This is a genomic window from Methylobacterium sp. Leaf87, assembly GCF_001422775.1.
Taxonomy (GTDB): domain Bacteria; phylum Pseudomonadota; class Alphaproteobacteria; order Rhizobiales; family Beijerinckiaceae; genus Methylobacterium.
The window spans coordinates 20,987-44,917 of record NZ_LMMI01000060.1 but is presented as its reverse complement, the minus strand read 5'-3'; the positions used below and the strand labels follow the sequence as shown (position 1 = coordinate 44,917).

The following is a 23,931-nucleotide window of genomic DNA, read 5'->3' as shown; positions in this document are numbered from 1 at the left end:
CACGTGCCGGTGAGCGTGCACCGAAGCCCCTGAGGCTACGCCGGGTTCATCGAACAGCGGCGAGGTGGGGACGACGCCGGGCCCACCCCTCGAAACCGGGCGCGCGTGCCGCTACAAGCCTCCCTTCGGTTCGGCGGGCGTAGGCTCGCCATCCTCGATCGGGTGGGCTGACCCGCCCCGGAGTTCGCGCGTGATCCGCGTCCTGCATACGGGCGACTGGCATATCGGGCAGACCCTGCGCGGCTACGGCCGCATGCGCGAGCATACCCTCGCGTTCGCCCATCTCGAACGGATCGTCGCCGAACGCGAAGTCGATGCCCTCGTGGTGGCCGGCGACGTGTTCGACAGCCAGAATCCGTCGGGCGAATCCCAACGCCTGTTCTACGAGGTCCTCATGCGCCTGAACCGGGCGCGGCCAGGGATGACCATCGTGATCACGGCGGGCAACCACGATGCCGCCGGCCGTTTGGAGGCGCCGCGTCCGCTCCTGGAGGCCATCGGGGTCCACGTGGTCGGCAACGTGCGCCGCCGCGACGGCGTGGTCGACCTGCAGCACCATCTCGTACCCCTGCGGCGCGGCGGCGAGATCGCCGCGCAGGTGCTCGCGGTCTCCTATCCCACGGCGGCCTGCCTGCCCCCGCTCCAGAGGGCGACGGAGGGTGGCGGCTCGCCCATCGTCGGGGCCGTTCGGACCCTCTACGAACACCTGTTCTCGGCGGCCCGCCCCCACCTGTCGGGTCTGCCGCTCGTGGTCACCGGGCATCTGCACGTGGCCGGCGGCCTCGAATCGGAAGGGGCCGAGCGGCGCATCCTCGTGGGCGGCGAGCATGCCGTGCCGGCCGACGTATTCCCGGAGGACGCGCGCTACGTCGCCCTCGGGCACCTGCACAAGGCGCAGCGGATCGGGCGCGACAGCGTTCGCTATTCCGGTTCCCTGATCCCGCTCTCGGCCGCCGAGCAGCCCTATGCCCACGCGGTCACCCTTGTGACCTTGGGCGACGGGCCGGCCCACATCGAACTCATCCCGATCCCGCGCCCCCTGCCCTTCCTACGCGTGCCGGCCTCGGGAGACATGCGCCTCGGGGACCTCAGCGACCACCTCACCATCCTCGTGCGGGACCTCGGTCTCCCGGCGGATCACCCCTTGGATGAACGGCCCTTCGTTCAAGTTCGCCTCGCGCGGCACGGCCTCGGCGCCGGCTACCGCGCCGAGATCGACCGCATCGCCGACGGCTTCCCCGTTCGCGTGGTCGACGTGCGGGTGGCGCCCCTGCCCGAGGGCCTCGAGACTCAAGCGACGGCGGGCCCGAACCTCGTGCGTCTCGCCGAACGCGACCCGGAGGAACTGTTCCGCCTCGCCTTCGCCCGCACCCGGGGCGAAGCACCCGGCCCGGAACATCTCGCCGTGTTCCACCGCGCCCGGGCCGAGGCGGAAGGCATGGCGACGGCCGGCTGAGACGGGAGTATGAGCGCTTCATCGGCGCTCGCAGGAGACGAGGGGCCGCCGAATTGTCTTTCGCGGCACGCCCCGCGCGGTAGCATGCACGGACCGTTTTCGCGTAGGAAGACAGCACAAGGCGCCATCGGCCAGCGCCGAGTGATGCGGGCAATGCCTGATTCGGTCTGCCGCCCGCGAATGAGAGCCCGATGAGTTCGCCCAACGACGAGGCCGCACAGCAGCACGAGGTCGAGGCCCGCCGCAACGCCCTCGCTCAATACGACATCCTCGACACTCCCACCGAGGAGGCCTTCGACGACCTCGTCAAGGCCGCTTCCCTGGCCCTCGGCATGCCGGTCTCGCTGATCGTCCTGCTCGAGGCCGATCGGCAATGGTTCAAGGCCGCCGTCGGCTTCGACGGTCCAGAGCCGCCCCTGGCCCAATCCATCTGCGCCCACGCCGTACGCCAGCGCGACCTCTTCGTCGTTCCCGACACCGCGCGCGATCCGCGAACGGCGGGAAACCCCCTCGTGACCGGCGCGCCCTTCGTGCGGTTCTATGCCGGGATGCCGCTCATCACGGCGGAGGGCGTCGCCATCGGCACCCTGTGCGTCCTCGATACGCAACCGCGCAGCCTCACGGAGGCCCAAGGCTTCCTCCTCACCACCCTGGCGCGCCAAGTGATGGCGCAGCTCGAATTGCGCCGGGCCCTCAAGGAACGCCGCGCGCGGGAGCGTCTCAACGCGGCGATCATCGAGAGCGCCGTCGATTACGGCATCCTCGCCACGGACCTCGACGGCCGCGTCACGAGCTGGAACATCGGAGCGCAGCGCATCCTCGGCTGGAGCGAGGCCGAGATGCGGGGCGTGGCCGCCGATCGCATCTTCGTGCCCGAGGATCGGGCCAGGGACACGCCGGCGCGCGAGATGCGTCTGGCCCGGGAGATGGGCCGGGCCAGCGACGAGCGCTGGCACCTGCGCAAGGACGGTTCGCGCTTCTGGGCCATGGGCGAGATGATGCCGCTCAAGGGCGAGGACGGTGCCCACGAGGGCTACGTCAAGATCCTGCGGGACCGCACCGCGCAGCGCCGGGCCGACGAGGCCCTGCGCCAGCAGACCGCCCTGCTCCAGACCGTGACCGATCATCTCAGCGAAGCGGTGTTCCGCCTCTCGGCCGACGACACCATCACCTTCGCCAACCCGGCCGCCGAGGCGATGCTCGGCTGGCCGGCCGGCACCCTGATCGGGCGCAACCTCCACGCGACCGCCCATCACCACCACGCCGACGGCCGCCCTTTTCCCCGCGGGGATTGCGCCGTGGTGCAGGCCCTGGAGGCGGGCGTGGCCCTGCGCCACCGCGAGACGGTGTTCTTCCGCCGCGACGGCACGCCCCTCGACGTGATCACCTCCAACGCACCGATCGTCGAGGACGGCGTGGTCGGTGGTGCCGTCCTCACCGTCACCGACATCACCGAGCACAAGGCCACCGGCCTGCGCCTGCGCCGCAGCGAGGAGCGCCTCGCACTCGCCCTCGACGCCGCCGGCCTGATCGGCACCTGGGACTGGGATCTCGCCACCGACACGGTCTACGCCGACGCGAATTTCGCACGCATCTACGCCGTCGACGAGGAACGGGCCGCTCGGGGCGCGCCGATCGAGGATTACGTACGCAATTTCCACCCCGACGACCTGCCGGCGTTCCAGGCGGAACTGGACCGGATGCTCGCCGGCACGGGAACCGGGCGGCTCGATACGGCGGGACTTCAGCGTGAGGGACTTGCGAGTGGGAGTGAGGCACTCACGACTGGGGGACTCGCGGCTGGGGGATCCGCGACCGAAGGAGCCGGCACGCAGGGAGACGACTTCGCCTGCGAGTATCGTATCGTCCAAGCCGATGGCGGGCATCGCTGGCTGCTGGCGCGCGGGCGCCTCGTGCGCGACACCGACGGCACGCCCCTGCGGCTGCCGGGCGCCTCCATCGACATCACCGAGCGCAAGCGCGCTGAGGAGCGCCAATCCGCCTTCGTCGAACTCGGCGACCGCCTCCGCGACGTGCAGGATCCCGTCGCCATCGCGTACACGGCCGCCGAGATCGCCGGGCGGACCCTGGGCCTTGCCCGGGCAGCCTACGGGTCCATCGATCCGACCCAGGAACACCTCGACATCGCCCGGGACTGGAGCCGGCCGGGCGTCGTCGGACGCGAGGGCCGGTATCGCTTTTCCGATTACGGCACCTATCTCGCGGAGCTGCAGGGCGGGCAGGACGTCGTCATCACGGACGTGACGACGGACCCGCGCACGGCGGGGCACACGGACGTGTTGGCCAGCCTCGGCGTCCGAAGCATGATCAACATCCCGCTGATGGAGCGCGGGCGCATGGTGGCGGTGTTCTGCCTGCAGGACGACCGGGTCCGGGCGTGGACAGCGGATCTCGTCGATTTCGCCCGCAACATCGTCGACCGGACCCGCGTGGCACTGGCGCGCCTGCGGGCGGAGGAGGAGCAGGAACTCCTCAACCGCGAACTCAGCCACCGGATGAAGAACCTGCTCGCGATGGTGCAGTCCATCGCCACCCAGACCATGCGCTCGGCCGTCGACGTGGACACGGCCAAGGAGGTGCTGGCCGGCCGCCTCATCGCCCTCGGACAGGCCCACGACCTGCTCATGGGCGGAGCCCTCGGCTCGACCCTCATCGGCCCCGTGGTCCGCGGCGCCCTCAAACTGCACGAGGACCGGCCGGGACGCTTCCGGCTCGACGGTCCCGACCTCGAGATCGGGGCGAAGCCCGCCCTGTCGCTGGCCCTGATGCTGCACGAACTCGCCACCAACGCGGCCAAGTACGGTGCCCTCTCCCGCGAGACCGGCCATGTCGCGATCCGCTGGTCGGTGGAGTATGCGGACGACGCGGACCAGCTCACCTTTTCCTGGCAGGAGATCGGCGGACCGGCAGTGACGCCACCGGCCCGCAAGGGCTTCGGCTCGCGCTTCATCGAGCGGGGTCTGGCCGGGCAGGTCGGCGGCACCATCGCCCTGGCCTACCCGCCCACCGGCGTGACCTGCGGCATCACCGCCCCCCTGGCGGCGTTCCAGGCCGACGGCTGAACGCGGGGCCGCCGGCCCCGGTTATCCTCAGCCCGCAGGACCCGCCGGGGGGACACGCCGCACGCGGCGGCCTAGAACAGCGGCCGTCCATCCCCCGCTTCAGGTGACAGCGTTTGCGTATCCTCGCGATCCGGGGCGAGAACCTCGCGAGCCTCGCGGCTCCCTTCGACATCGATCTCGCGAGCGGCCCCATCGCCGCCACAGGCATCTTCGCCATCACGGGCGAGACCGGCGCGGGCAAGTCGACCATCCTCGACGCCCTGTGCCTCGCGCTCTACGGGCGCTATCCGCGGGTCGCCTCGGGACGGCGGGAGGATACACCGGACCCCAGCGGCGAAGCCGTCAGTTCGAGCGATGGACGCGCCATCCTGCGGCGCGGGGCGGCGCAGGGCTGGGCGGAAGTGGATTTCGTCGGCCAGGACGGCGTCGCCTATCGGGTGCGCTGGGAAACGATCCGCGCCCGGGGCAAGGCGGACGGGCGCCTCCAGGCCGACCGGCGCACCCTGCACCGCCTCGCCGACGGCAGTGCCGTGGAGGGGGGCAAGAAGACCGCCGTGACGGCCGCCGTCGAGGCGTTGACGGACCTCACCTTCGACCAGTTCCGCCGGACCGTGCTCCTGGCGCAGGGCGAGTTCGACGCCTTCCTGCTGGCGGCCGAGGGCGAGCGTGGCGAACTCCTCGAAAAGATCACCGGCACGGGCATTTACACGGAGATCTCGAAGCGGGTTCACGCAGGCGCCGAGGCCGAGCGCGCCGCCCTGAAGATCCTTGAGACCCGCCGCGACGCCGTCGGGCTCCTCGACACCGAAGCGCGGGAACGGATCGGCACAGAGCGTGCCGCCATCGCGAAAACCCTCGCGAACCTGTCGGACCACCAGGCCGCGCTCCGGGCCGCCCTCGACGGCGCCGCCCGACTCGCCGAGGCCCGGCTTCAGGTCGCCGCCGCGGAAACCCGGCTCAGCGAGGCCCAGGCCGCCGAGGCGGCGGCGGTGGCCGACAGGCGGCAGCTGACGGAGCTCGATGCCGTCGAGCCCTTGCGCACGGTCTCCGATGCCGTCGCCACCACGCGGGCCGAGGTGGAGGCCGCCGACATCGCCCTGACGATGACGCGCGCGCGGCTCGCCGAAGCCGAGACCCGTGCCGCGGCGGCGACGGAGGTCCAAGGCCGGGCGCGGATGGCGGACGAAGCGGCCGAGACTTTGTTCAAGGCGTTCGCACCCGTCTGGACCGAGGCGGCACAGCTCGACGTCGTGATCGTCGAATCGACCCGCGAGGCCGCGCAGGCCGAGACCGGGGCCGAGGCCGCCACCGGTAGGGCGGAGGCCGTCGAGGCCGAACTGTCCGATCTGCGTCAGCGCCACGATGCGGCGGAGGCCGCCCGCGCCGAGGTGGCGGCCCGGCACGACGCGGATCGGGGTGGTGCGTATCTCGCTGGCCGGGCCGAGGAGGTCACGGGCCTGTTCGCGAAGCGCGCCGCCCTGCGGTCACAGCTCGCCACGACGATCTCGGAGCGGGAGCGGGCGAAAGCCGAGGCGGAACGCGGAGCCCGCGTGATCGCCGAAGCCGAAGTGCAGATCCGCGACGCTCGGGAGGCGCGCACCCGGACCCTGGCGCAGCGCGCGGAGCGTTTGGCCGGTCTCGCGGCCCTCGACGAGCCGGCCGCCCGCCGGCGGTCGGCCGTGCTCGACGAGGTTTCGGACGCCCTGCGCGAGGCGCTGCCCCTGGCCCGACGCCATGCCGAAGCGGTCCGAGAGGCGGCGGCGGCGGAGGCCGAGGCCGAGGCGGCCCGGCAGGCGGCGCGGATGGCGGAGACCGAGGGAGCCTCGGCCCAACGGGACGAGGCCGAAGCCATGGGCGGGCGCCGTGAAGTCGCCGCCATGGCCGAGCGCGCCGAGGCCAGCGTGTCGGAGCGGGCGGCCCAGCTGCGCAGTCTCCTCACCGCGGGCGAACCCTGCCCGGTCTGCGGCGGCATCGACCATCCGCACGCCCATTCGGACGATGCCTTGAGCCGACATGCGGAAACATTGCGCGCCCGCCGTGCCGAACTCGAGGAAGCCCTCGCGCGAGCCGGCGCTGCGCGTGCGCGTGCGGCCGGGGCCGCGGCGGCGGCGGCGGCCCGCCACGCTGAAGCCCTCCGGGCGGGGGCGACCGCGCGGACCAACCTCGACGGCATCGCCAGCGCCTACGAGGTGCTGCGTCCGGCCCTGGTGGCAGGCAGCACCGGCGCCGGAATCGCCCTACCGGTTCCGGTGCGGCTCGCCACGGACGCCCTTACGGCCCTGGCGGCGGCGGCGCGCCAAGCCCGCGAGGCGTCGAGGGGGACGTTGGATGCGGCGGAAAGTCTGCGCGGCGACATCGAGACTCTCGGCCGGGCCGCCGAGGCGGCCGGAGCGTCGATGGAAACGGCGGGGGCGTCGGTCACCGAAGCGCGCACCATCGTCCAGGCGGCCGAACTCGCCGCCGAGGGGGCGCGGACCCGTGCCGAGGGCTTGGCAGAGCGCATCGAATCCCTCGGGCGCGAGGCCGCCTCGGCCCTCGCAGCGGCCGACTTGACCTTGGCCGATCTCGACCGCGACGGCGCGGCGGCCGTGCGCCGGGTGGCGGCGGCGGTCGCGCAGCACCGGGCTCTCGGCGAACGCCGCCTCGCGCTCGAGGCCAAAGTCCGCACCCTCTCGGAAAAGAAAGCCAGCGCCGTATCGGCCCTCGTCGGCGCCCAGTCGATCCGCGAGACCGCGCGAGCCGCCCTCACCGGCCGGATGGCAGCCCTCGCCGAGGCCCGGGCACGGCGCGCGCCTCTCCTCGATGGCGAGGACACGAGCGTCCATCGCAGCCGGATCAACAACGACCGGCTCGCAGCGCAGAATGCTCTCAAGGCCGCGGCGGAGGCCCATGCGTCGGCCCTCGCGGACCTTGCCGGCGCGCGCAGCTCCGCCGAACACGTGACCGCCCGGAGGGAGACCGCCATCGCCCGCCACACGGCGGCCCGCGCCGCCTTCGCCACGGCATGCGGGACGCGGATGCCCGAGGCAGTCGTCGCCCTGCTCACGCAGGACCCTGCGATTCGAGCTGGCCTGCGGCGGGATGCGGATCAACGCGACCGGGACGTCGAGGCCGCCACCACCGCCCTCGCCACCCGCCGCGCCGACCGCGACGCGCATGGCGCGACGCCGGAGATCGATGTCGCCGCGACCCGGGCCGAAGCGGAAGCGGGCGCGGAAGCCATCGCGCAGCACCAGCAGCGTCTCGGCGCCATCGCGGCGGATCTCGCCCGCGACGACGCGGCGCGCGCCCAGGCCGCCGGCCTGGGCGAGGAGATCAGCGCGGCGCGGGCCGTCTTCGAGACCTGGGACGCGGTGAACGACGCCGTCGGCTCCGCGGGCGGCGACAAGTTCCGGCGTTTCGCTCAGGGCGTGACCCTGGAGCACCTCGTCCACCTCGCCAACGCGCAGCTCGCGGCCTTGAGTCCACGCTACCGCCTTGCGCGCGGCACCACGTCGGATCTGGCGCTCCATGTCCTCGACCGCGACATGGGCGACCACCTGCGGGCCACCCGCAGCCTGTCGGGCGGCGAGCGCTTCCTCGTCTCCCTCGCCCTGGCGCTCGCCCTGTCGGGCCTGGAGGGTCGGGATTCGTTCGTCGACACCCTGTTCATCGACGAAGGCTTCGGCTCCCTCGATGCCGAGACCTTGGATCTCGCCGTCGATGCCCTCGAAACGCTGCAGGGACGGGGCCGCAAGGTCGGCGTCATCACCCACGTGGCGGCGATGATCGAGCGCATCGCCGTGCAGGTGCGGGTCGAGAAGCGGGGCAACGGCCGCAGTGTCGTGCGGATCGTGGATGGCGGGATGCCCACGAACTAGGCAGCCTGCGGGTTGGACCGCATCGCCAACGCTTCGCGGCCGGTGGTCGGCGCGGCCGAGGCCCTCGCGGTGGACGCTCGACCGCTCGTCTCAAGTCTGGCACGGCCGATGCTTTCTCGTTCCCGTTGCCGTCACGGCGGCAGGCAGGGCAACGGCGCCCCGCGAGGCGGACGGCGCGAGTCCGAATCCCTTGGCATCAGTGACCGCGCGCCGCGCGGACCCGCGAACCTCGAGACGAGCACTCCATGGCCAGTTTCAAGACCGTGATGAAATCCGGTCACCCCCCGACCCTGTTCGCCGCGTTCCTATACTTCGATTTCTGCTTCGCGATCTGGGTCCTGAACGGCGCCATGGGGCCGTTCATCACCGAAACCTACGGGCTCAGCCCGGCCCAGACCGGGTTCATGATCTCGCTGCCGATCCTGGCCGGCGCGATCATGCGTTTTCCGCTGGGCATCCTCGCCCAGTATATCGGCCGCAAGAACGCCGCGGTGACCGAGATGTCGATCATCATGGCGGCGATGGCCTACGGGTTCTTCTTCGTCCACACCTACAACGACGTGCTCGCCATGGGCGTGCTCCTCGGCATCGCCGGCGCCTCGTTCGGCGTCGCCCTGTCGCTGGGGTCGGGCTGGTTCCCCAAGGAACACAAGGGCTTGGCCATGGGCATCGCGGGGGCCGGCAATTCCGGCACCGTGCTCGCCGTGCTGTTCGCGCCGCCGCTGGCCCAGGCCTATGGCTGGCAGACGGTCTACGGATTTGCCGGCTGCGTCATGGCGATCCCCCTCGTGGTGATGATCCTTTTCGCCAAGGAGCCGCCGGATGCCGAGCACCAGTCGTTCAAGGAGCACATCGCCTGCCTGTTCCAAAAGGACGGCTGGTCGTTCAACCTCATCTACATCATCACCTTCGGCGGCTTCATCGGCCTGTCGAACTTCCTACCGACGTTCTTCTACGAGCAGTTCGGCGTCACCAAGGTCGAGGCCGGGCGCCTGACCATGCTGGCCGCCCTGATGGGCTCGGGTATCCGGGTGGTGGGCGGCTACTACGCCGATCGCATGGGCGGCATCCTCGTCCTGTCCGTGGTGCTGCTCGCCGCCGTCGCGTCGTTCCTGCTGCTGACCGCGACGCCGTCCCTCGTCGTCACCACGCTCCTGTTCATGCTGTGCTTTGCCGCCCTCGGGGCCGGCAACGGCGCCCTGTTCCAGCTCGTGCCCCTGCGCTGGCCGGCCAACACCGCCGTGGCCGGCTCGATGATCGGCGAAGTGGGCGCTCTCGGCGGCGCGATCCTGCCCAACGTCATGGGCCTGTCGAAGCAGTATACCGGCTCGTTCGCCTACGGCTTCGTCGGCTACGCCGCCTTCGCCGCGGTGGTGCTCGGCTGCCTGCTCCTGTGGCAGCGCAAGTGGGTCGGCGCCTGGGTCGGTCCGCGCGGCAAGGTGCTGGAGCCGGCGTCGCCCGAGGCCGCCAAGGCGGGGCGTCTCGATCCCGTCACCGCCTGAAGCAGAGGCGGAAGCACGATTCGGGGGCCTTCGGGCCTCCGTTTTCGTCTCACGATCAGAGGGCTTCGCCCGCCACCAGGGCGAAGGTGAGCACGTCGACCTTGGCCGCTCCGGCGCGCAGGAGCACGCGCGAGGCGGCGTTGGCCGTGGCTCCGGTGGTGGTGACATCGTCGATGAGAAGCACGCGCCGGCCCTGGAGCCTCGGCCGGGCGGCCTCCGGCACCCGGAAGGCACCCTGGAGATTGCGCGCCCGGGCGGCCCGGGAGAGACCGACCTGAGAGCGCGTCGCCTTCACGCGGGCGAGGGCCTGCACTTCGACGGGTAGCCCCGTGAGCGTGGAGAGCCCCTGGGCGAGAAGAGCCGCCTGATTGAAGCGGCGGCGCCAGAGGCGCCAGCGGTGCAGCGGCACCGGCACGAGGCAATCGGCCTCACGGACGAGTTCGGCGCCGGCACCTGCCATCATCCGGGCGAGCGTCGGCGCAAGATCGAGGCGGTCGTCGTACTTGAGGCGATGGACGAGATCGCGGGCGATACCATCGTAGAGCACCGCCGCCCGGACCCGGCCGAAGACCGGTGGGTCCGCCATGGCGCGGGGCGAGAGCAGCGGCCCTGTCCCGTGATCGACGGCGAAAGGTGTGCCGAGACGCTGGCAATAGGGCCGTTCGATGAGCCTCAGCTGCGACCAGCAAGCGGGGCAAAGGGCGTGAGGCTGGGCTGTGGCGGCTCCGCAACCCGGGCAGATCGGTGGATAGACGAGGCCCAAGGCGATGCCCCGAGCGGCACGCAGGCCAGCGAGGACGCGGCGGAGGACGGCAACCATGCCGTGCAGCCTACGCCGTCCTCCCTTTCAGGGCGACCGCCTTGTGGGCGGTCGCGGCCGGTCTTCAGCGGGCGGGCGGCGGGGTCTGCTGCTGACGGTCGCGCTTGTTCGCCTGATGGCGACCGACGGCGCAACCGGCGGCCGCGCCAAGGACGCCGTGGCCGGCGACATGACCGGCGACACCACCGACGACGGCGCCCTTGAGGCAGCCCTTCGCCTCTGCGCCGGAGGTGCCGACCAGGGCAGCGACGGTCAGAACTGTCCCGAACAGAATGGATCTCATGGCGATACTGCCTTCCGGTGAACGTGTGAGACTGAGAACATCCGGGGCGGCCTCGGCGTTCCGTCGCCGCGAGCGCTGGTCCCCGGGCGGGTGAAGCGCCATGTTCGGGCACATCACCCTGATGCTCGGGATACGATGACGCGACCGCCGCCCCTGTTCGACACCGCCCTCGCCCGGACGCGCCTCGCCCGCGCGCGACGGGCCGGCTACGCCGATTTCCTCCTTGCCCGAACCATCGACGACTTGGACGACCGCCTGGGCGCGGTGCTGCGCCGGTTCGACCGGGCTCTCGATCTCGGATCCCCGACACCGGACGCCGCCCTGCGCTTGCGGACGAGCGGACGATGTCAAACGGTTCTGCGTCTCGCACCCGGTCCGGAGACGGTGCCGGGCGTCGGGCTCTCGATGGGTGATCCCGAGGCTTTGCCGTTCGCGCCGGGCTCGTTCGATCTCGCCGTGTCGCTGCTCGCCCTCCAGCACGTCAACGACTTGCCGGGCGCCCTGGCGCAGTTGCGCCGGACCTTGAAGCCGGACGGGCTGTTCGTCGGCTGCCTCCTCGGTGGGCGCAGCCTCACGGAACTGCGCCAAGCCTTCGGGCAAGCGGAGAGCGAGATCGAAGGTGGGGTCAGCCCCCGGGTCGCGCCCTTCGCCGAGGTGCGCGAGATGGGCAGCCTCCTGCAACGGGCGGGCTTCGCCCTGCCGGTGACCGACGTCGAGACGCTCACGGTGCGCTACAGTGATCCCTTCGCCCTCATGCGGGACCTGCGTGCCATGGGGCTGACCAACGTGCTCACCGAGCGCCGTCGTACCCCCCTGCGTCGGGCCACCCTGATGCGGGCGGCGGCACTCTACGCCGAGCGCTTCTCGGATCCGGACGGGCGCGTGCGCGCCACCTTCGAGATCCTGTGGCTCTCCGGCTGGGCACCGCATGCGAGCCAGCAGGTGCCGCTCAAGCCCGGCAGTGCGCGCACCCGGCTGGCCGAGGCGCTCGGCACCACGGAACACGATCCCATGGGAAGTCCATCATGAAGCAGCCGAGCCCCGAGCATCCCATCACCCTCGCGCCCCATGCCGGACGGGTCCGCGTGCGGGTCGCCGGCGTGACCGTGGCCGAGACCGGGGCCGCCCTGGTCCTGACCGAGGCCTCCTATCCGCCTGTGCTGTACATCCCGCGCGGCGACGCGATCTGGAGCCATTTCGTGCCGAGTTCTCGCCGGAGCCATTGCCCGTACAAGGGCGACGCCAGCTATTTCAGCCTGTCCGTCGATGGCACCGAACGGCCCGACGCCGTGTGGAGCTACGAGGCCCCGTATCCGGCGGTCGCGGCAATCCGCGATCACCTCGCCTTCTATCCCGACCGGGTCGATGCCATCGAAGTCGTGCCGTAAGGGCCGGCGGCTCCGAGCAAATCCGGGTGATCCCTTCGGGATTGCGGATTCGGGCTTCGATCAAGCGGCCGCAGGATCACTCGCGCACCATCACTCGCGCACCTGCGACCAGAACGCGGCCTTGCGGCCATGGGTCTTGCGCAGGGCGGCGCGATACGCCGCGTGGTCCGGCACCAGGGCGCCGGGGTCGAGGCGGGCGTCGAGGGCGTCCAGGGTCGCGAGGTGGCGCGCGCCGTGCCCGTAGGCGGCCGAGCGCCCGCGCTCCAGGATATCGTCGACGAGGAGGCGGTAGAGCCGAGCGGCGGCCAGGGGCTCGCTGGCCTCCAGGGCCTCGGCCGCCGGCACCAGGATTTCATAGCGGCACCCGTCCCAGGTGTGCGCGGCCACGAGGCGCGCAGCCCGGTCGGGTTTGGGCCAATGGGTGAAGAAGTGCAGGGCGCGGTAGGGGTCGGGATGGGCGGCGGCGTGGGCGAAGGCGCGCTCCAGGGCCTCCTCGTCCTCGAAATCCGGCAGCTTGGCGAGGTGCGCCCTGAGCATCCCGGCATCCAAACTGCGCTCGAACTGCCCCCAGCGCAGGCCTTGCGCCTCCGCGCCCCGCCCGAGGGCGTCGAGGATGCGGATTTCGAGTTCGATCCGGGCGCGGTCGGGCGCTTCCGGGTCGAATTGGCCGGTGACGATCTGCTCGCGGGTGACGACGACGAGACCGCGCTTCTGCGGGCGACGCACCCAGTCGAGGGCCTCGTCGAGGCGCCCGGCCCCGAGGAGGCGTTCGGCGATCTCCGTCCGATCGGGGCGCTCGGGCGCGACTTCGCGTTCCAGAGCGACGAAGGCATCGACGTCGCCGCGCCGGTCGGCCAGCATCTGGCGCAGGCGTAAGGTCCGGCCGCGCGCCACCTGCTGTCCCCAGGCCTGGGCGCCTTTCGCCTTGGCCTGGCGCGGCGGCACGGCTTCGGCCAGACCCGCGTCGAGCCGGGCGCAGGCGGTCTCGGGCAGCCCCGGGATCAGGCCATGGAGCAGATCCTCGACAAGGCCGTAGCCGTCCGCCTCCAGCATCGGCACGAGGCGCAGGGCGAAGGCCGCCGCTTCGGCGGGATCGAGGCTCTTGCCCAGGGCGGCCGCCGCCTCGGCTGCGCGGTCGAAGACGCCGTGGACCTGCCCGTTCGAATCGTCGACCCGCTCCAGCACGCCGGGCGCGGCGGCGAGGAAGCGCAGCAGCCGGTCGAGGCCGGCCCGTGCGTCGAGGGGGGCGAGTTCGGTCACCATGGTGGTCAGCGTGGCGTCGAGGTCGGCCGCGAAGGCGCGGCGCTTCTGCCAGTCGATATAGCCGGCGGCCCGCTCCAGGGCGGTGAGGCGCCGGTCGATGAGGGCCGCCACCGCTTCGGGTCCCTGGAGCCCGGCCACGGCCGCCGTGACCAGCTTCTTGAAGGCCGGGTTGCGCCCGGTCTCGTCGAGGACGAGGCGGATCAGCCGGTCCAGGCCGAGCTCGGTCAGGGTCTCGGAACTGGGCGCGGTCTTTCGCGCGGCGCGCTTGGGTCTGGCCGCCGGCTTTACGGCCGACTCGGGCGCCGCCTGCTTCGTCGCCGCCTTGCGCGCCATACTCGCATCGCCCTCCCGGTCAGGCCCGCACGATGTCGCGGGATGCCTGTGACATCAAGGCCCCGGGGACCCTTTCAGGGGCCCAGGAGATCGACGAGGAACGGGATCAGCGGCGCGTCGGCGGGCGGCATCGGCTGGTCCTTCAGGTCGCGCGGGCGCACCCATTTCAGGGCCTGCCCCTCCATGGAGCGCGGGATCCCGTCCCAGCGCCGGCAGACGTAGAGGGGCATGAGGAGGTGGAAGTCGGGATAGGCGTGGCTGGCGAAGGTGAGCGGCGCGAGGCAGGCCTCCTTCACGGCGATGCCGAGTTCCTCGTGCAGTTCGCGGATCAGGGTCTCCTCCGGACGTTCGCCGGGATCGACCTTGCCGCCGGGGAACTCCCACAGGCCGGCGAGCTGCTTGCCCGGCGGGCGCTGGGCCAGGAGCACCCGGCCGTCCGTATCGACGAGGGCCACGGCGACGACGAGGAGGATGCGCAACGGCGTGGGTGCGGGGGCGCTCATGGCGCGATGGCGAAGGTGGCCGACACGTCGGCCGCCGTCTCGATGGTGCCGGCGACGAGGGGCACGGGGGCGCCCCGGCCTTTGGAGCGCACCGCCATCGGGGCGGGCATCGGGGCATAGGGGGACGAACCGGCCTCGGCCGGCGAGCGGATGGCGACGACGCGCCCGAGGGTGACACCGGCGGCCTCGGCCAGACGCGTCGCCTGCATGGTCGCGTCCTTCATGGCGGCGACCCGCACGGCCGCCTCGGCGGCGTCGGGATCGCGCAGGCCAAAGCTGACGCCCTCGATCCGGTTGGCCCCGGTCTCGAGGGCGCGGCGCATGAGATCGCCGAGGCGGCCCATGTCGGCGAGCCGCAGGCGGATGGTGTTGGAGGCGCGGTAGCCGTCGGCCCGCTCGCTGACGCTGCCGTCGGGCTGGCGCACGCTCCGGGTCACGGGCTGGAGGGTCACCGCCGTGGTGCCGATATCGGCCTCCGGCACCTTGAACGTTTCGGCGAGCGCGCCGAGCCCCTTGGCGGCGGAACTCGCTGCATCGAGGGCGACGGCTGGCGTCGCGCCCTTGGCCTCGACGCCGATCTCCACGGAGGCGAAGTCCGGCGCGGTCTCGGCCCTGGCCCGCCCGACGACATGGATGCGACCGTCCTTCAGGGTGGGCGCCTCCTCGGCGCCCGCAGGGGCGATCCAGGCAACGGCGAGGGCGGCGAGCGCCAAGGTGCCGACGCGGGCGCTCACGAGCGGTAATCTCCGTTGATGGCGATGTAGCCCTGCGTCAGATCGCAGGTCCACACACGGGCCGTACCGTCGCCGAGGCCGAGTTCGACCCGGATCTCGATGTCGGATTCGCGCATCACGGCGCTCGCCGCATCCTCGCTGTAATCCGGGTCGCGGGCGCCCTCGCGGGCGACCCGGACATCGCCGAACCAGATGGCGAGGCGGTCGCGGTCGGCCGGCTCGCCGGCCTTGCCCACCGCCATGACGACCCGGCCCCAATTGGCGTCCTCGCCGGCCACCGCCGTCTTCACCAGGGGCGAGTTGGCGATGGATAGGGCGATGCGATGGGCCGAGGCGTCGCTGGTGGCGCCTTCCACCTGCACGGTGACGAACTTGCGCGCGCCCTCGCCGTCCTTGGCCACGAGCTGGGCCAGTTCCACCAGGAGATCGTCGAGCTTGTCCCGGAAGTCGGCGAGGCGCGGGTCGGCCGCGTCGGTGATGGCAGCGTTGCCCGCAGCACCCGTCGCGAACAGCATCAGGGTGTCGGAGGTGGAGGTGTCGCCGTCCACCGTCACGCAGTTGAAGCTTTTCACGGTTCCAGCGGTGAGCAGCGCCTGCAGCACCACTTGCGGCAGGGCGGCGTCGGTGAAGGCGAAGCTCAGCATCGTCGCCATGTCGGGGGCGATCATGCCGGCGCCCTTGGCGATCCCGTTGAGGGTCACCGTCGTGCCGTCGATGCTGGCCTGGCGCGTGGCGAGCTTCGGGAACGTATCGGTGGTCATGATCGCCTGGGCCGCCGCGCTCCAGGCGGCGGCACCGCCCTCCGTGCGGGTGGCGCAATCGGCGAGCACGCCCTCGAACTTCGTGGCGTCGAGGGGCTCGCCGATGACGCCCGTCGAGGCGATGAACACCGCCTCGGAGGCGCAGTCCGCCGCGCGCGCCGCGATGGCGGCGGTCAGCTCCACGGCCTCGCGGCCCCGTGCGCCCGTGAAGGCGTTGGCGTTGCCGGAATTCACCACGAGGGCGCGTGCGCCTTGGCTCCCCAGGGCGTGCCGGCACCAATCCACGGGAGCGGAGGGGCAGCGCGAGCGGGTGAACACGCCGGCGGCCTCAGTCCCCTCGGAAAGAGCGACGTAGAGCACGTCCGTGCGTCCGGAATAGCGGATGCCGGCCTGCGCCGTGGCGAGACCGACGCCCGCGATGGCCGGGAGATCCGGCTGATGCTTGGGCGCCAGCGGCGAGACGGGAACGGTCTTGGCGGATGCCATCGGGGTCGGTCTCCGGCTGTCGGCCGCTTCGAGCGCGGGTGATCCCGGGCGTCGAATCGAGCGGCCGGGCGGTGTTGCCCCGACGGGGCTCTCGCCGTCAACGGCGTACCTGGGGGAACGAGTCGACCGGCTGGCGGATTGCCTCATCGGTGACCAGCTGGAAAGCGCGAGTTGGGCTTGTGTCGCCCGCCCGGCGTGGCTTAGCATGTTGCAATGCAACCCATTCGAGGTGTCGATCACGGTATGGCCAGGCGCGCATGGGGAGTCTCGACCATGGAACAGGCCGCCTCATCCGGTGGCGCCTACGGCGTCCAAGTCCTGATAGCGGGGCGCCAGAAGCATTGGCGCGATGACGTTGCTGCTCAGATCCGCCGTGCCGGCTACGCAACCACGACGGTGGATTGCGGTGTGGACGCCATGACCGTTCTGGCACTCGGCCTGCCGGTGGATGTCCTCGTCACGGATCTCAGCCTCACGGGCGAACTCGGCTGCGTGCAGCTCGCCCTGGAGGCGCGTGCCCTGCGCCCCGACCTGCGCATCGTCTTCGCCAGCGATGCCCCGCATGTCGATGTGGAAACGACCGGTCTCGATACGGATGATCTCTACGTGGTCGCTGCCGAACGCACCGATGCGGTCGCCATCACCGTGCGCGAGGCCCTGGCGGCCCGGACCTGAGTCGGTCGGCCCCACCTCCACGATCTCGTGACGATCGACGGTCGCGTCCAAGCGGCCTCGGCTTCAAGCCGCGATCTTGCCGAGGGCCATGGCCTGTTCATCCGCGGACAGGTGACGCAGGGTCGGTCCCGAAGTCCAGACCAGCATCGGCACAATGCGGCGCCCCGGAAAGATCTGGGCGAGAAGCGCGGCATAGAGGGCGATCTGGCGGGTTTCGGCCTCCGGCAAGGGTGCATCCTCGGCCGGGGCACGACCGGTCTTGAAATCGGCCACCACCACCGCATCGGGACCAATGGCGAGGCGGTCGACCCGGCCGAAGACCGGGCGCTCGACCCCGTGCACCACGACGCGCCCGGACAGGGTCACCTCCGCCCGGGCACCGTGGGCGAAGAGCGGTTCCAGATCGGGATGATCGAAGAGCCGCATCGTGGCGGTGACGATCGCTTTGCGCGTCGCATCGTCGAGGGTCGGCGCACGCGCATGTACGAACCGGGTCGCGGCGGCCCGGCGTTTGCGTGGATCGAGACGCGGCAGATGCTCGATCAGCGAGTGGATGAGTACGCCCCGGCGCCGCGCTTGCGCATCGCCGAGACGCCGTCCGGGCTCACGCCTCGGATCGGCTGCCGCAAGGGCTCCGGACGGGCTCACGGGGGGAGGAGCCTCGGCCTCGTCGGGGACGGGGGTTTCGAGCCAGGAGGGTACGGACTCGGCCTGGGGCCCTACGATCGCGACCGCCGCCTGGGATACAGCGGTGCTGCCTTCGTGCCAGACGGTGACGGGGCCGTAAGGCCGTTCCAGTGTGGTGCCTGGTCCGATATCCGCCTCGACGCCCCGCCGGATCATCTCGCACCAGGGGGTCTCGGTCCCGGAATCATGGCCGCGATAGGGCGCGACGACGAGGCGGTCCGCCGCCCGGGTCATGGCGACGTAGAGAAGGCGATGATGCTCTTCGCGGGCCCGGGCCTGGAGGCCGGCCCGGGCCGCGCCGATGGGTTCGCTGTCGTAGGTCTTGGCGCTCGACCACACCGGCGGCAGGCCCCCCGCGAGGGTGAGAAGCGGGGGATCGTTGCGGCCCAGCGGCTCGCTGCCGTCGATGATCACCACCAAGGGTGCTTCCAGGCCCTTGGCGCCGTGAACGGTCATCACCCGGACCTCGTCGCGTCCCGATTCGAGGTCGCGCTTCACGGTGTGTCCGGCCTCTCCCCGCCCCGGCACCGTGGCGTAGCGGGCGAGGAACCCGCCGAGCGACGCCGCCTCGCCGGCCTGCTCCGCCTGGGCGGCGGTCGTAAGGAACACATCGATGGCGTCGCCCGCCTCGCCGCCCAGCCGCGAGACCAGGGCGCGGCGCCCCCCATGGGCACCGAGGATGGCGGCGTAGAAGCCGAACGGGCCTTCGCAGCCGGCCAGGCGAATCCACAGGCGCAAGGCGTCCTGCCCCCGAATCGCCGCGGGGTCGCCCGCGGCGGCATGGCGGGCCAGCGCGTCCTCCAGGGTCTCGGATTCGGCGCGCCGCGCGGCGATCCGCACGAGATCGTCGTCGTCGAAGCCGACCAGAGGTGTCTTGAGGGCGCCCGCCAGCGTCAGGTCGTCGGCGGGCAGCAGTCCGGCGCGGCCCACCGCCACGAGGTCGTTGACGGCGATGTGGGCGGCGATGTCGAGGCGATCCTGGCCGGCCACGGGCACGCCCAGCGCCTTCATGGCGCGGATCACCTCCTCGAAGGCGACGGAGCGCTTGCGCACGAGGATGAGGATGTCGCCGGGACGCCAAACCCGCCCGGTCTCGTCGCCCGCGGTGGTCCATGTCGCGGCCGCCCGCGCAACGCGACGCGCGGTGACCACCGCCGGAGCGCTGGCTTCGGGCGCATCGACGGGCGCGGCCCAGGCATCGGGTTCGACCTCGGGCTGTGGTTCGGCGACCGGCCAGAGTTCCAGGGCGCCGGGCGCGGTGGCCCGTGCCGTCGAGTGGACGGTGCCCACGGCCGCGTCCTCGAAGGACAGCCCGTCATAATGCTCGGGGATCTTGAAGGTGGCGTCGACGGCTCCGAGGACGCCGCGCGTCGAGCGGAACGACAGGGTGAGATGCACGTCCTCGAAGGGTAGGTCGGCGGCGGCCGCCGCCTTGATCCATTCCTTGCGGGTGGTCTCGAACTCACGGGGCTCGGCGCCCTGGAAGCTGTAGATCGACTGTTTGGGATCGCCCACGGCGAAACGCGTCCGCACCACGTCGCGGGCGCCTTCGCCGGCGGCGAACTCGGCGGTGATCCGGCGCAGGATCTCCCACTGAAGCGGATTGGTGTCCTGGGCCTCGTCGACGAGGACGTGATCGACACCGCGATCGAGCTTGTACAGCACCCAGGCGGAATCGACCCGGGCCAGGAGGTCGAGGGTCTTGTGGATCAGGTCGTCGAAATCGAGGGCCCCGAGGCGCGCCTTCTCGGCCTCGACCCGGCGGTGGATCTCGACCGCCAGGGTGAACAGCGCGCGCGTGCGCTCCAGCGCGCGCGCGCTGCGCAGGGCATCGTCGAGGGGGGCGATCCGGTCGCGCTCCTCGATGAGAGCCTGTCGAACCTCCTCCGGCACCGCCTTGGTGCCCAGGCTCCGGTCGGCCTTCGGACTGCCGTCCTTGGTGAAAAATACGGCGCGGTACGCACCGAGCCGCTCGGATCCCTCCGCCGCCTCGGCTTCGCGGAGCTTGTCGGCCAGTCCCTCGTCCGTGGACTTGCCAGTGCGCAGGCGGGCGGCGAAGTCCGTCAGATCGCCGAGGCCGCCCGCGAGAATGCGGGCTTCGACATCCACCACGGTCTCGCCCGCCTTCAGGTCGAGGGCACCGGCGAGCGCCGAGAACGACCGTTCGAGCCCACCGCGTTCGGCGAGCACGCCGCGTGCACGCATGGCGGTGCGGAGGGTGCGGCGGAGGGTGTCGCCCGTCGCCTCGGCGCTGACGATGGCCCATGCGGCCGAAAGGGCGTGGTCCGCGCGCGCCGAGATCGCCGCGGCGTAGACCGCATCCACAGCCGCCGCGAAGGCCGCATCCGCGTGATCGTCGTCCAACACCTCGAAGCGGGCCGGTACGTTGGCCTCGAACGGGAACATGTGCAGCAGGCGCTCGCACAGGGCGTGCAGGGTTTCGATCTTGAGGCCGCCCGGCGTCTCCACGGCGCGGGCGAACAGGCGGCGTGCCACCTGCAGCGTCTCGCGCGAGGGTGGCGCGCCGGTGAGCGCCGTCAGCTCACGGGTCAGGGTGGCCGCATCGAGGGTGACCCAGCGGCCAAGCACCCGGAACACCCGGATCGACATGTTGGCGGCCGCCGCCTTGGTGAAGGTGAGGCACAGGATGCGCGCCGGAGGAGCGCCGTCGAGCAGCAGGCGCACCACCCGGTCGGTGAGCACCTTGGTCTTGCCCGCCCCCGCATTGGCCGAGACCCAGGCCGACGCCCGCGGATCGGCGGCACGGCGCTGCGACGCCTGGGTGAGATCGTCGACGACGAAGGATCTTTGCGAATGCGCCGTCATCAGGCTTCCTCTTCCCCACCGAGCGACCATTCGAGCACCCGAGCGAGATGGTCGTAATCGCCGTAGGACTTGGCGAATTTCGGGTAGGGGCGCGAGGTGTAGGCCGCCTCGCCGGTGAGGAAGCGGGCGAGGAGACCGCGCAGGCGGCCCTCGTGCTCGGCCACGATGGCGGCGACCTCGCGGTCCTCGCCCTTCGGGGGCTTCACGGGGAGCGGCTCGAACGGTTTGCGCCCGCCGGACGCGTACACGTAGATGAGGTCCGGCGTGACGGGCGTCCGGGGCAGCCCGTCGAAGGCGCCGTGCATGAGCATGGCCGCCTCCAGGGTGAGCTGGGGCGAGAACCCGGCGAAGACCTCCTTGTTGCTCGGCGGCTGGCCGGTCTTGTAGTCGACAATGCAGGCGGTGCCGTCGCGGCCGAGTTCGATCCGGTCGGCGCGGGCACGCAGGGTGAAGGTCTCGTTGCCCAGCGGAATCAGCCACTTGCCCGAGACCTCGCCGTACACCCGGGTGAGGCCGCCTCGGCGCGCGGTCTCCCAATCGAGGAACCGCGTCGAGAGCCGCTCGTAGCGCGGCCACCATTCGGCATAGAGCGCCGGATAGGTCTTGGAGATCGTCGCGAACTCATCCCTGGCGATGGCTCCGAGCCGATCACGGGCGATGTCGGGCTCGGGCAAGGCCTCCGGATACGCCTGCGCGAACTTTCCCAAGATCTCGTGGACCAGGGTACCGCGCTCGCTCGCACCGGGCTGCGCCGCCACGGGTTCCAGGGGGTCGAGGCCGAGCACGTGCCGCGCGAAGATGACGTAGGGGTCGCGTACCAGGGTCTCGATCTCGGTGACGCTGAGGGTCCGGGGGAAGAGGGCCGGGTCCGGCCGTGGCTTGGGCTGTCCGAGGCGCGGTACGGGACCGCCGCCGCGGTCGAGGTGGGCGGCGTAGGCCGTGAACCGCCTGCCGCCCGCAACCGCCCGTTCCCAGCCCGCGTCCCCGACGAAGGCTGCCAGGCGCTGGAGGAAGCGCGACGGCACCGTCGGCGCGCCTTCGCGTTTGGCCGCCCGGGTGATGACGGCGTCGCGATGGCCCAAAGCCTGGACGAAGTCGTGGGCGCTCTGGCCGATGCGGCGCTCGGGCGGATTGAGGCCGACGCGCTCGCGCATGGGCCGGTTGAGGAAGGCGTCGGTGACGGTCTTCATCGGCCACACGCCTTCGTCGAGGCCACCGAGCACGATGCGGTCGACGCTCATGAGGCGGGCCTCCAGGAGGCCGAGGATGCGCAGGCGTGGGTGTGGACGTCCGTCGCCGCAGGCCACCGGCCGCTCGCCGGCCAGTGCGGTGAAGAACGCCGGATAATCGGTGAAGTGGCCCGGCATGTCGCCGGGCTCCGCCATTCCAAGATCGTCGAACAGGGTGTCCAGGACGTCGAGGGACGCATCATCGAGGGGCTCGGGCGCCCCGTCGGGCGGCTGGGCCAACAGTGCCTCGACGGTGGCACGGTGACAGGCGGCGTAGGCGACGAGGTTGCCGACGCCGTCGTGGTCGGTCGGTAGGAAGCCCGCGAAGGCGGCCTCCAGGCGGGTGAGGATGTCCGACGCCAGGTCCCAGTCCTGATCGACGAGGCGGCGCTTGGCCCGGGGGCGGCGTCCGGTGGCGCTCCGCTGATCGGCGACCGCGCGGTGCAGGCCGGCGAAGCCCGGCGCGGGGGCGGGGCCGCGCAGGGCACCGATCTCGAGGGCGGCGGCGGCCCGCACCACGTCGCCCCGGGGCAGGCCGAGCCGGACGAAGGGATGGGCCAGGAGGGTGATGATCCGGCGCGGGCATAGATCGGCGGCGCACTCGGCGGCGAGGCGCGCGAGGCGCCCGGCCCGGCTGCACGACAGGGCTTCGCCGGCGGAATCCTCGGCGACGATACCCCAGCGGGCGAGCTCGGCGGCGACCCGGACGGCGAGGTTCCGATCGGGCGTGACGAGGGCGGCGGTGGCGCCGGGCGTCTTGAGGGTTTCCCGCAGGGCGATGGCGATGCTCAGGGCCTCCTCGCGCTCGTCGTTGGTCTCGATCACGACGAGGCCCGCCATGCCGGCCTCGCCCAGCGCCAGGCGTGCGTCCGCGTCGAGGTCGGCCCACGCCTCCGTGGTCTCGGCCGGGCGCAGGGCCTGCGAGAGGAGCGCCGCGCGGGCGCGCGCCGCCGTGCCGGGCTCGCCCAGGACCACGACCGCAGTGCGGGGCATGTCGAGGCCGGTGGGACCGAGGAGCCGATGCAGGATCGCTTGCGGATGGCCGTGGGCGATGGTCTTCGAGAACCCCGCGCCGGTCTCGATGGCGTCCCACCCGGCCGCGTCGAGGTCGGTGTCGAGGCCCGGCAGCACCACGGCGCCGCGAGGCAGGCCGGCCACCGCCGCGATGAGCCGGGTGGTCGCCGGGACCGAGCCGGTGGACCCGGCGATGATCACCGGGTCGGACGGGCGGTCGCGGCGCAGGCGATCGGCCTCGGCGACGACGAGCCTGCGCGAACGCGCCACGGGGTCGCTCATGTGCCGATCGGCCAGGATCTTCGGCCAGTGCTCGGCGGCGATCTTCACGAAATTCAGGGTCAGGCCGAAATAGCGCGAGTACTCGACCTCGACGGCGCCGGCGATCTCCTCCCAGGGCAGCCCCTCGACGGTGAGCGCATCCATCAACCGTTCGAGATCGGCCGCAAGCGCCACGGCGTCGGAGGGCGAGGACGGCACCAGGAAGGGCACGTCGTCGTCCATGGGCAGGAGGGTGCGATCCACGGCCTCCGCCCATTGCTGAACGAGGCGGGCGAGGATCAGCCTGCGCTCCAGGGCCGGCATGGCGGGCGCGAGCACATCCGGTCCATTCTCGAGGAGCGGCGTTGTGGCGAGATCGAGTTCGGCCTCGTCGGCCTCTCCGAGCGGGATCAACCGGGGCAGGAGGGCGGCCTGCCCCAGGCGCTGGGCCAGAAGCGCCGAGAGTGCCTTCGTCGCCCGGCGCGTCGGCAGGTAGAGAGTCACGGCGGCGAGCGCGAAGGGGTCGTCGCCGAGATCGCCCACCAGCCGCCCCGACAGCAGGGCGTCGGCAAGCGTCGGCAGGAACGGCGCACCGGGCGGAATCGTGAAGACGTGGGACGGCGCGGCCGATTCGTCGTCGTGCACGGGGGTCAGGTCATTCACCGTCGATCTTCACGCCGCGGGCTCGTTCGCTCCGCGTTCCAACCGGTTGGAACGCTCAGCAAACCGTCGGTCACCATAGACCCGGGGCCGGCCCTTGCAATGCG

15 protein-coding genes are annotated in these 23,931 nt (G+C 71.8%); 7 read left to right on the top strand and 8 right to left on the bottom strand.

Features of this window, described 5'->3' with window-relative positions; all coding sequences use genetic code 11:
- Positions 1-190 precede the first annotated feature (190 nt).
- From ASF22_RS21105 to ASF22_RS21090, 4 genes are all read left to right on the top strand, one after another.
- A complete protein-coding gene (locus ASF22_RS21105; RefSeq protein WP_056176576.1) occupies positions 191-1,456 on the top strand; it encodes an exonuclease SbcCD subunit D in 1,266 nt (421 codons plus the stop codon).
- Positions 1,457-1,647: 191 nt separating this feature from the next.
- Positions 1,648-4,539 carry a PAS domain S-box protein gene (locus ASF22_RS21100; protein ID WP_056268015.1) on the top strand — a complete coding sequence of 964 codons (2,892 nt, stop codon included), beginning with the start codon at positions 1,648-1,650 and terminating at the stop codon, positions 4,537-4,539.
- Between the two features lie 113 nt (positions 4,540-4,652).
- The gene (locus ASF22_RS21095) at positions 4,653-8,399 is read left to right on the top strand and encodes an AAA family ATPase (protein ID WP_056268012.1); all 3,747 of its coding nucleotides are present in this window, start codon (positions 4,653-4,655) and stop codon (positions 8,397-8,399) included.
- A 245-nt stretch (positions 8,400-8,644) separates the two neighbouring features.
- Positions 8,645-9,901 carry an MFS transporter gene (locus ASF22_RS21090; RefSeq protein ID WP_056268009.1) on the top strand — a complete coding sequence of 419 codons (1,257 nt, stop codon included), beginning with the start codon at positions 8,645-8,647 and terminating at the stop codon, positions 9,899-9,901.
- Positions 9,902-9,956: 55 nt separating this feature from the next.
- Here ASF22_RS21090 and ASF22_RS21085 read toward each other — a convergent pair whose 3' ends face one another.
- Positions 9,957-10,721, bottom strand: a complete 765-nt coding sequence (locus tag ASF22_RS21085; RefSeq protein ID WP_056268005.1) for a ComF family protein — start codon at positions 10,719-10,721, stop codon at positions 9,957-9,959.
- Between the two features lie 64 nt (positions 10,722-10,785).
- Positions 10,786-11,004, bottom strand: coding sequence for a hypothetical protein (locus ASF22_RS21080; RefSeq protein WP_056176563.1), 219 nt, complete (start codon positions 11,002-11,004; stop codon positions 10,786-10,788).
- A 135-nt stretch (positions 11,005-11,139) separates the two neighbouring features.
- Here ASF22_RS21080 and ASF22_RS21075 point away from each other — a divergent pair, with 135 nt between their 5' ends.
- Positions 11,140-12,033 carry a methyltransferase domain-containing protein gene (locus tag ASF22_RS21075; protein ID WP_056176560.1) on the top strand — a complete coding sequence of 298 codons (894 nt, stop codon included), beginning with the start codon at positions 11,140-11,142 and terminating at the stop codon, positions 12,031-12,033.
- Positions 12,030-12,392, top strand: coding sequence for a DUF427 domain-containing protein (locus tag ASF22_RS21070; RefSeq protein ID WP_056268002.1), 363 nt, complete (start codon positions 12,030-12,032; stop codon positions 12,390-12,392). Before ASF22_RS21075 ends, ASF22_RS21070 begins: the two co-directional genes overlap by 4 nt.
- 90 nt (positions 12,393-12,482) lie before the next feature.
- Here ASF22_RS21070 and ASF22_RS21065 read toward each other — a convergent pair whose 3' ends face one another.
- The 4 genes from ASF22_RS21065 to argJ form a co-directional block, all read right to left on the bottom strand.
- Positions 12,483-13,988, bottom strand: a complete 1,506-nt coding sequence (locus ASF22_RS21065) for a DUF6880 family protein (RefSeq protein WP_056267999.1) — start codon at positions 13,986-13,988, stop codon at positions 12,483-12,485.
- 74 nt (positions 13,989-14,062) lie between these two features.
- Positions 14,063-14,491, bottom strand: a complete 429-nt coding sequence (locus ASF22_RS21060; RefSeq protein WP_056176544.1) for a (deoxy)nucleoside triphosphate pyrophosphohydrolase — start codon at positions 14,489-14,491, stop codon at positions 14,063-14,065.
- The gene (locus ASF22_RS21055) at positions 14,488-15,225 is read right to left on the bottom strand and encodes an SIMPL domain-containing protein (protein ID WP_244474373.1); all 738 of its coding nucleotides are present in this window, start codon (positions 15,223-15,225) and stop codon (positions 14,488-14,490) included. Before ASF22_RS21055 ends, ASF22_RS21060 begins: the two co-directional genes overlap by 4 nt.
- Complete coding sequence (argJ, locus tag ASF22_RS21050; RefSeq protein ID WP_056267998.1) at positions 15,222-16,472, bottom strand: bifunctional glutamate N-acetyltransferase/amino-acid acetyltransferase ArgJ; 1,251 nt, start codon at positions 16,470-16,472, stop codon at positions 15,222-15,224. The genes ASF22_RS21055 and argJ overlap by 4 nt, the downstream gene beginning before the upstream one ends.
- Before the next feature lie 273 nt (positions 16,473-16,745).
- On the opposite strand from argJ, the gene ASF22_RS21045 reads away from it, so the two are divergent.
- A complete protein-coding gene (locus ASF22_RS21045) occupies positions 16,746-17,147 on the top strand; it encodes a hypothetical protein (RefSeq protein ID WP_056176534.1) in 402 nt (133 codons plus the stop codon).
- Between the two features lie 63 nt (positions 17,148-17,210).
- On the opposite strand, the gene addA is transcribed toward ASF22_RS21045, so the two are convergent.
- A complete protein-coding gene (gene addA / locus ASF22_RS21040) occupies positions 17,211-20,660 on the bottom strand; it encodes a double-strand break repair helicase AddA (protein WP_056267995.1) in 3,450 nt (1,149 codons plus the stop codon).
- Positions 20,660-23,827 carry a double-strand break repair protein AddB gene (gene addB / locus ASF22_RS21035; RefSeq protein ID WP_244474372.1) on the bottom strand — a complete coding sequence of 1,056 codons (3,168 nt, stop codon included), beginning with the start codon at positions 23,825-23,827 and terminating at the stop codon, positions 20,660-20,662. The genes addA and addB overlap by 1 nt, the downstream gene beginning before the upstream one ends.
- Positions 23,828-23,931: the final 104 nt, after the last annotated feature.

Coding starts and splice junctions, on each gene's coding strand:
- ASF22_RS21090 (WP_056268009.1), top strand. CDS start 8,645: ATGGCCAGTTTCAAGACCGTGATGAAATCCGGTCACCCCCCGACCCTG.
- ASF22_RS21070 (WP_056268002.1), top strand. CDS start 12,030: ATGAAGCAGCCGAGCCCCGAGCATCCCATCACCCTCGCGCCCCATGCC.
- ASF22_RS21080 (WP_056176563.1), bottom strand. CDS start 11,004: ATGAGATCCATTCTGTTCGGGACAGTTCTGACCGTCGCTGCCCTGGTC.
- ASF22_RS21045 (WP_056176534.1), top strand. CDS start 16,746: ATGGAACAGGCCGCCTCATCCGGTGGCGCCTACGGCGTCCAAGTCCTG.
- addA (WP_056267995.1), bottom strand. CDS start 20,660: ATGACGGCGCATTCGCAAAGATCCTTCGTCGTCGACGATCTCACCCAG.
- argJ (WP_056267998.1), bottom strand. CDS start 16,472: ATGGCATCCGCCAAGACCGTTCCCGTCTCGCCGCTGGCGCCCAAGCAT.
- ASF22_RS21075 (WP_056176560.1), top strand. CDS start 11,140: ATGACGCGACCGCCGCCCCTGTTCGACACCGCCCTCGCCCGGACGCGC.
- ASF22_RS21085 (WP_056268005.1), bottom strand. CDS start 10,721: ATGGTTGCCGTCCTCCGCCGCGTCCTCGCTGGCCTGCGTGCCGCTCGG.
- ASF22_RS21065 (WP_056267999.1), bottom strand. CDS start 13,988: ATGGCGCGCAAGGCGGCGACGAAGCAGGCGGCGCCCGAGTCGGCCGTA.
- ASF22_RS21100 (WP_056268015.1), top strand. CDS start 1,648: ATGAGTTCGCCCAACGACGAGGCCGCACAGCAGCACGAGGTCGAGGCC.
- ASF22_RS21060 (WP_056176544.1), bottom strand. CDS start 14,491: ATGAGCGCCCCCGCACCCACGCCGTTGCGCATCCTCCTCGTCGTCGCC.